This is a genomic window from Streptomyces sp. SID1328 (genome assembly GCF_009865595.1).
GTDB classification, from domain to species: Bacteria; Actinomycetota; Actinomycetes; order Streptomycetales; family Streptomycetaceae; genus Streptomyces; species Streptomyces griseoluteus.
The window spans coordinates 1-8,066 of record NZ_WWKH01000665.1; the positions used below are offsets into that span (position 1 = coordinate 1).

The window sequence follows — 8,066 nt, forward strand, 5'->3', positions numbered from 1 at the left end:
CGCTTCTCCATCTTGAACTCGGGGATGCCGTACCGCAGCAGGCCGCCGACGCGGTCGGCGCGCTCGTACACGGCGACCGTGTGGCCGGCGCGGGTGAGCTGCTGGGCGGCGGCGAGCCCGGCCGGTCCCGAGCCGATGACCGCGACCGTCTTGCCGGACAGCCGCTCGGGGATGCGCGGGGCCACGTCCCCGGTCTCCCACGCCTGGTCGATGATCGAGACCTCGACGTTCTTGATGGTGACCGGCTGCTGGTTGATGCCCAGCACACAGGCCGACTCACAGGGCGCGGGGCAGAGCCGCCCGGTGAACTCGGGGAAGTTGTTGGTCGCGTGCAGCCGCTCGGAGGCGGCCGCCCAGTCCTGCCGGTAGGCGTAGTCGTTCCACTCCGGGATCAGGTTCCCGAGCGGACAGCCGTTGTGGCAGAACGGGATGCCGCAGTCCATGCACCGGCTGGCCTGCTTGCCGATGATCGGCAGCAGGGCTCCGGGGACGTAGACCTCGTTCCAGTCCTTGACGCGCTCGTCGACGGGACGGGTCCGGGCGACCTCGCGGCCGTGGTTCAGAAAGCCCTTGGGATCAGCCATTGGTCGCCGCCTCCATCATCTTCTCGGTGATCTCGGTCTCGGAGAGACCGGCTCGCTCGGCGGCGTCCTTGGCGGCGAGCACTGCCTTGTACGTGCTGGGGATGATCTTGCTGAAGCGCTCCACGGACCGGTCCCAGTCCGCGAGGAGCTTCCCGGCGACCGTGGAACCGGTCTCCTCGGCATGGCGGCGCACCACGTCGTGCAGCCAGGTCCGGTCGGCCTCGTCCAGCGGCCCGACGGCGTTCGTGTTGCCGGCGTTGACGTTGTCCGGGTCGAGGTCGATGACGTACGCGATGCCGCCGGACATGCCCGCCGCGAAGTTGCGGCCGGTCGGGCCGAGGACGACCGCGTGACCGCCGGTCATGTACTCGCAGCCGTGGTCGCCGACGCCCTCGGAGACCACCAGGGCCCCGGAGTTGCGGACGCAGAACCGCTCGCCGCTGCGGCCGCGCAGGAACAGCTCGCCGCCGGTGGCGCCGTAGCCGATGGTGTTGCCCGCGATGGTGGAGTACTCGGCGAGGTGGTCGGCCGCCCGGTCGGGGCGGACCACGATCCGGCCGCCGGAGAGGCCCTTGCCCACGTAGTCGTTGGCGTCGCCCTCCAGGCGGAGGGTGACTCCGCGCGGCAGGAAGGCGCCGAAGGACTGGCCGGCCGAACCGGTGAAGGTGATGTCGATGGTGTCGTCGGGCAGGCCCGCCCCGCCGAACTTCCGCGTCACCTCGTGGCCGAGCATGGTGCCGACCGTGCGGTTGATGTTGCGGATGGCGACCTGGGCGCGCACCGGGTGCGCCTCGGTGGCGTCGGTGGCGGCCAGCGCGTCGGCGGCGAGCCTGATCAGCTCGTTGTCGAGCGCCTTCTCCAGCCCGTGGTCCTGGGCGACCACCTGGTGGCGGACCGCGCCCTCGGGCAGCTCGGGCACGTGGAACAGCGGCGCCAGGTCCAGGCCCTGGGCCTTCCAGTGGTCGACCGCGCGCTCCACGTCGAGCACCTCGGCGTGGCCGACGGCCTCCTCGATGGAGCGGAAGCCCAGCTCGGCCAGGAGCTCGCGGACCTCTTCGGCGATGAACCGGAAGAAGTTGACGATGTACTCGGCCTTGCCCTCGAAGCGCTCGCGCAGCACGGGGTTCTGGGTGGCGATGCCGACCGGGCAGGTGTCCAGGTGGCAGACGCGCATCATCACGCAGCCGGAGACCACCAGGGGCGCGGTGGCGAAGCCGAACTCCTCGGCGCCGAGCAGCGCGGCGATGACCACGTCCCGGCCGGTCTTGAGCTGGCCGTCGGTCTGGACGACGATCCGGTCCCGCAGCCCGTTGAGCAGCAGGGTCTGCTGGGTCTCGGCGAGGCCAAGCTCCCAGGGGCCGCCCGCGTGCTTGAGCGAGGTGAGCGGGGAGGCGCCGGTGCCGCCGTCGTGGCCGGAGACCAGCACCACGTCGGCGTGCGCCTTGGACACACCGGCCGCGACCGTGCCGACGCCGACCTCGGAGACCAGCTTCACGTGGATGCGGGCCGAGGGGTTGGCGTTCTTCAGGTCGTGGATGAGCTGGGCGAGGTCCTCGATGGAGTAGATGTCGTGGTGCGGCGGCGGCGAGATCAGGCCGACGCCGGGCGTGGAGTGCCGGGTCTTGGCCACCCACGGGTACACCTTGTGGCCGGGGAGCTGGCCGCCCTCGCCGGGCTTGGCGCCCTGGGCCATCTTGATCTGGATGTCGTCGGCGTTGACCAGGTACTCGGAGGTGACGCCGAAGCGGCCGGAGGCGACCTGCTTGATGGCGCTGCGCCGGGCCGGGTCGTACAGCCGCTCCGGGTCCTCGCCGCCCTCACCGGTGTTGGACTTGCCGCCCAGCTGGTTCATGGCGATGGCGAGCGTCTCGTGCGCCTCCTGGGAGATGGAGCCGTACGACATGGCGCCGGTGGAGAAGCGCTTGACGATCTCGGAGACCGGCTCGACCTCGTCCACGGGGATGGGGGCGCGGCCGGAGTCGAAGCCGAACAGGCCGCGCAGCGTCATCAGGCGCTCGGACTGCTCGTTCACCCGGTCGGTGTACTTCTTGAAGATGTCGAAGCGGCCGGAGCGGGTGGAGTGCTGAAGGCGGAAGACCGTCTCCGGGTCGAAGAGGTGCGGCTCGCCCTCGCGGCGCCACTGGTACTCGCCGCCGATGTCGAGCGTGCGGTGCGCGGGCGCGATGCCGCTGGCCGGGTACGCCTTGGCGTGCCGTGCGGCGACCTCCTTGGCGATGACGTCGATGCCGACGCCGCCGATCTTCGTGGTGGTGCCGTCGAAGTACTTCTCCACGAAGGCGTCGTCCAGGCCGACGGCCTCGAAGACCTGCGCGCCCCGGTAGGAGGCGACGGTGGAGATGCCCATCTTCGACATCACCTTCAGCACACCCTTGCCGAGGGCGTAGATGAGGTTGCGGATGGCCTGCTCGGGCTCCATGCCGGGCAGGAAGGTGCCCGCGCGGACCAGGTCCTCGACGGACTCCATCGCCAGGTACGGGTTGACCGCGGCGGCGCCGTAGCCGATCAGCAGGGCGACGTGGTGGACCTCGCGCACGTCACCGGCCTCGACGAGCAGGCCGACGTGGGTGCGCTCCTTGGTGCGGATCAGGTGGTGGTGGACCGCGGCGGTGAGCAGCAGCGACGGGATCGGGGCGTGCTCGGCGTCGGAGTGCCGGTCGGAGAGCACGATCAGCCGGGCGCCGTTGTCGATGGCGGCGTCCGCCTCGGCGCAGATCTCCTCGATGCGCGCGGCGAGCGAGTCGCCACCGCCGGAGACCCGGTACAGGCCGGAGAGGGTGGCGGCCTTGAAGCCGGGCATGTCGCCGTCGGCGTTGATGTGGATGAGCTTGGCCAGCTCGTCGTTGTCGATCACCGGGAAGGGCAGCACGACGGAACGGCAGGAGGCCGCAGTGGGGTCGAGCAGGTTGCCCTGGGGGCCCAGCGAGGAGCGCAGGGAGGTGACCAGCTCCTCGCGGATGGCGTCCAGCGGCGGGTTGGTGACCTGGGCGAAGAGCTGGGTGAAGTAGTCGAACAGCAGCCGGGGGCGCTCGGAGAGGGCCGCGATGGGGCTGTCGGTGCCCATGGAGCCGATGGGCTCGGCGCCCGCCTTGGCCATCGGGGCGAGGATGACCCGCAGCTCCTCCTCGGTGTAGCCGAAGGTCTGCTGGCGGCGGGCGACGGAGGCGTGGGTGTGCACGATGTGCTCGCGCTCGGGCAGGTCGCCCAGCTCGATCTCGCCGGCCTCCAGCCACTCGGCGTAGGGCTGCTCGGTGGCGAGGGACGCCTTGATCTCGTCGTCCTCGATGATGCGGCGCTCGGCGGTGTCCACGAGGAACATGCGGCCGGGCTGCAGGCGGCCCTTGCGGACGACCTTGGCGGGGTCGATGTCGAGGACGCCGACCTCGGAGCCGAGGACGACCAGGCCGTCGTCGGTGACCCAGTAGCGGCCGGGGCGCAGGCCGTTGCGGTCGAGCACGGCGCCGACCTGGGTGCCGTCGGTGAAGGTGACGCAGGCGGGGCCGTCCCAGGGCTCCATCATCGTGGAGTGGAACTGGTAGAAGGCCCGGCGGTCGGCGTCCTTCACGTTCATGGTGGCGTGGTTCTCCCACGCCTCCGGGATCATCATCAGCACCGCGTGGGGCAGCGAGCGCCCGCCGAGGTGGAGCAGTTCCAGCACTTCGTCGAAGGACGCCGAGTCGGAGGCGTCCGGCGTACAGACCGGGAAGGTGCGCGCGAGGTTGTTCTCGGTGCCGAACAGGTCCGAGGCGAGCTGGGACTCGCGGGCGCGCATCCAGTTGCGGTTGCCCTTGACGGTGTTGATCTCGCCGTTGTGGGCGACGAAGCGGTACGGGTGCGCCAGCGGCCACGACGGGAAGGTGTTCGTGGAGAAGCGGGAGTGCACCAGCGCGATCGCGGAGGCGAACCGGCGGTCGGACAGGTCCGGGAAGAACGGTTCGAGCTGGCCGGTGGTCAGCATGCCCTTGTACACGATCGTCCGGGCGGACAGGGACGGGAAGTAGACCCCGGCCTCCCGCTCGGCGCGCTTGCGCACCACGAACGCCTTGCGGTCGAGAGCGATGCCCTCGCTCGTGCCGTCGGCGACGAAGAGCTGGCGGAAGGCCGGCATGGTCGAGCGGGCGGTCGCGCCGAGCAGTTCGGGGGCGACCGGGACCTCGCGCCAGCCGAGGACGTCGAGGCCCTCCTCGGCGGCGATCGTCTCGATCCGTGAGACGACCTCGTCGGTGCCCGCCTCGGGCAGGAAGGCGATGCCGACGGCGTAGGAACCGGCGGCCGGCAGGTCGAATCCGGCCACCTCGCGGAAGAACGCGTCGGGCACCTGGGAGAGGATGCCGGCGCCGTCCCCGGAGTCGGGCTCGGAACCGGTCGCGCCGCGGTGTTCGAGATTGCGCAGTACGGTCAGCGCCTGCTCGACCAGCGCGTGGCTCGCCTCACCGGTGAGGGTGGCCACGAAGCCGACGCCGCAGGCATCGTGCTCGTCGCGGGGGTCGTACATGCCCTGCGCGGCAGGGCGGGCATCCATGAAGGACCAGGCGCGGTCGGTCACGGAATGCGGGGACGGCTGGCGCGTCGTACGCATCGGCTCTCCCGTCGTCGTCAATGGCGTGTGGCAGGTGCCGAGGGACGACGCTGGCCCTCTGCTGGTGCGAAATTTCGTGCAGGTTACATGATGGAACGCCTGTCGGGAACCGGATACTCCGTTCCACCATGCGGACGCCTCAGGGGGCGCGGCGGGGTGCCGTGGGGTACGGCGGGTGCCGCTCGGGGCGGCGGGGGAAAGCGGGGTTTCGCTGCGGTTTCGAGCGGGTCCTGCGACTGGGCCGGACGGGTGGTGACCGGTCGGACCCAGGGGGCGGAAGAGGCGTCGTCGCCCGTCCCGCGAGTACACCGCGGGCGCCGTTGCCCGCAGTGCTTACGGCTCATGCCCGACGGTCAAGCGCGCGAAACCCGCGAGTAACAATTATTTATGCGCGCCCCGGCATATGTCCAGGGTCTCTCAGCTCACAGCGGTGCCGAACAGGCTGCCGAGTGCGAAAGTGACCCCGGCGGCCGCGCCACCGAGCGCGAGCTGGCGCAGACCGCTGAACCACCAGCTGCGGGCGGTCACCCGCGCCACCACCGCGCCGCAGCCGAAGAGTCCGGCGAGCGCCAGCAGCACGGCGGGCCACAGCGCGGTCGCGCCCAGCAGGTAGGGCAGGACGGGCAGCAGGGCGCCCAGCGCGAAGGAGCCGAAGGAGGAGACGGCGGCGGTCAGCGGGGAGGGCAGGTCGTCGGGGTCGACGCCCAGCTCCTCGCGGGCGTGTATCTCCAGGGCCTGCTCGGGGTCCTTCGAGAGCTGCCGGGCCACCTCGCGGGCGAGGCCGGGCTCGACACCGCGGGAGACGTACAGCGCGGCCAGCTCATCCTGCTCGGCCTGCGGGTGCCTGCGCAGCTCACGGCGCTCGACGTCCAGCTCGGCCTGGACGAGTTCGGCCTGCGAGGCGACGGAGGTGTACTCGCCGGCCGCCATCGAGAAGGCGCCGGCCGCGAGTCCGGCGAGGCCGGTGATCACGATCGTCTGATGACCCACCGAACCGCCCGCGACGCCGGTCATCAGGGCGAGATTGGAGACCAGGCCGTCCATCGCACCGAAGACGGCGGGACGCAGCCAGCCGCCGTTGACGTCGCGGTGCGTGTGGTTGTCGCGGTGCGCCTCGTGCAGCGCGGCCCCGGTCTCGATGACGGCCATGAGGACCCCCGGTAAGCTGAGCCAAAGCTAACTTTGGACTGGTTCTATTTTTCGAACGACCATTAACCTACGTCGATTCCCGCTCCGCCGCCAGCAAGGGCAGGCTGAGCTAACCTCCGGCGTCGTCGCAGCTCAGGCAGCCGGGGCGGGGATTTCCCGGTACCGAGCGGGTGATGGCGGCGGCCCGGAGGCTAGGGCACCGCCCCTCGGGTGGGACACATCCGCAAAGGGCCACGCGGTCCTGGCGAAGGAGGGTCCCGCCCATGGCATCGAACGCACCCGCTTCCCCACTGCCCGCCCCCGCCGGACCCGGACGCCGCGAGCGGGCGCGCGGCGCACTGCTCGGCCTGGCCGTGGGCGACGCGCTGGGCGCCCCCGCCGAGAACCTGAAGCCCTCCGAGATCCGCGCCCGCTGGGGCCGCATCACCGGATACGTCACCGACCGGCCGTGCGGCACGGACGACACCGAGTACGCGATCTTCTCCGGGCTGCTGCTCGCCCGGCACGGCTCCGCGCTCACCCCGGCCCATGTCGAGGCGGCCTGGCACCAGTGGATCGCCGACCGGGCCGAGGGTCCCTTCCGGGGCGCGGGGTTCAGCGAGCGGGGCACGCTGGAGAACCTGCGCCGGGGGCTGGCGGCGCCCATCTCGGCCCAGCACCGGCATGCCTGGAGCGACGGGCTGGCGATGCGGGCGGCGCCGTTCGGGGTGTTCGCGGCGGGGCGGCCCTCGGAGGCGGCCCGGCTGGTCGCCATCGACGGCTCGGTCAGCCACGAGGGCGAGGGCATCTACGGCGGCCAGGCGGTCGCGGCCGGGGTGGCCGCCGCGATGGCGGGCGCGGAACCGGCCGTGGTGATCGCCGCCGCGCTCGCCGTCGTACCGGACGACTCCTGGACCGCCCGCTCGCTGCGCCGGGCGGTCGCCGTCGCGCACCGGGGCGAGCGCGCGGTCCGTACGGCGGTGGTCATCGGCGGCTATCCCTGGACCGACCTGGCCCCCGAGGCGGTCGCCCTCGCCTTCGGCGCGTACGCGGCGGCCGACGGGGACCTCCGGGAAGCGGTGCTGACGGCCGTCAACATGGGCCGGGACGCCGACACCACGGCGGCCGTCGCGGGCGCCCTGGCCGGGGCGACCAACGGGGTCGCCGCCATCCCCGGTATGTGGGCCGCCGCCATTGGCCCGGCACGTGGCAGGTGTCTGCCCGCCATGGCGGGCCACCACATCCTGGATGTGGCCGAGCTGCTGACCCCGGAGGAGGGCGGCAAGTGGGGCGAGGGGGTGGTGCCGCCGGAGCTGTTGCCGGAGGGGCTGCGGCCGGCCGTGGAGCCGCCGCTCACCCTGGTGGGCAGCGTGGTGGAGACACCGTTCCCCCGCGCGGCGGCCGTGCGGGACGCGGACACGGAGGACGGGTCGTGACCCGGCGGATCGAGGGGCTGCTGCTGGGGCTCGCCGCCGGGGACGCGGCGGGCTGGCCCGCCGCCCGGCACCGGGCGGCCCGGATGCCGGAGTGGACGCGGCGGCTCACCCGCGAGCTGGACACCTTCGCCGAGCAGAACGCCACCACCACGCTGCCGGTGCCCATCGCGCTGAACCAGCCCCCGGAGCCGCTCCGCCTCGGCCCCTCCGACGACGCGGAGTGGGCGGCGTTCGCCGCGGAGGCCGTCCTGCGGGCCGGGGACGACGTGCTCGGCGACCTCAGCCGGGACCGCCGGATACGCGCCGCCATCGACCTGACCT

The 8,066-nt window shown here is 72.2% G+C and carries 5 protein-coding genes; 2 read left to right on the top strand and 3 right to left on the bottom strand.

The window, feature by feature from the left end; all coding sequences use genetic code 11:
• From GT030_RS21535 to GT030_RS21545, 3 genes are all read right to left on the bottom strand, one after another.
• Positions 1-584, bottom strand: a 584-nt coding sequence (locus tag GT030_RS21535; RefSeq protein ID WP_161202509.1) for an NAD(P)-binding protein, incomplete at its 3' end; no start/stop codon positions are given.
• Positions 577-5,181, bottom strand: a complete 4,605-nt coding sequence (gene gltB / locus GT030_RS21540) for a glutamate synthase large subunit (protein WP_202460388.1) — start codon at positions 5,179-5,181, stop codon at positions 577-579. The genes gltB and GT030_RS21535, both read right to left, overlap by 8 nt.
• Positions 5,182-5,598: 417 nt before the next feature.
• Positions 5,599-6,330 (bottom strand): VIT1/CCC1 transporter family protein, encoded by a 732-nt coding sequence (locus GT030_RS21545; protein ID WP_161202510.1) that lies wholly within the window; start codon positions 6,328-6,330, stop codon positions 5,599-5,601.
• A gap of 263 nt (positions 6,331-6,593) precedes the next feature.
• Here GT030_RS21545 and GT030_RS21550 point away from each other — a divergent pair, with 263 nt between their 5' ends.
• Positions 6,594-7,745 carry an ADP-ribosylglycohydrolase family protein gene (locus tag GT030_RS21550; protein WP_237522728.1) on the top strand — a complete coding sequence of 384 codons (1,152 nt, stop codon included), beginning with the start codon at positions 6,594-6,596 and terminating at the stop codon, positions 7,743-7,745.
• Positions 7,742-8,066, top strand: a 325-nt coding sequence (locus tag GT030_RS21555) for an ADP-ribosylglycohydrolase family protein (protein WP_346009704.1), incomplete at its 3' end; no start/stop codon positions are given. The genes GT030_RS21550 and GT030_RS21555, both read left to right, overlap by 4 nt.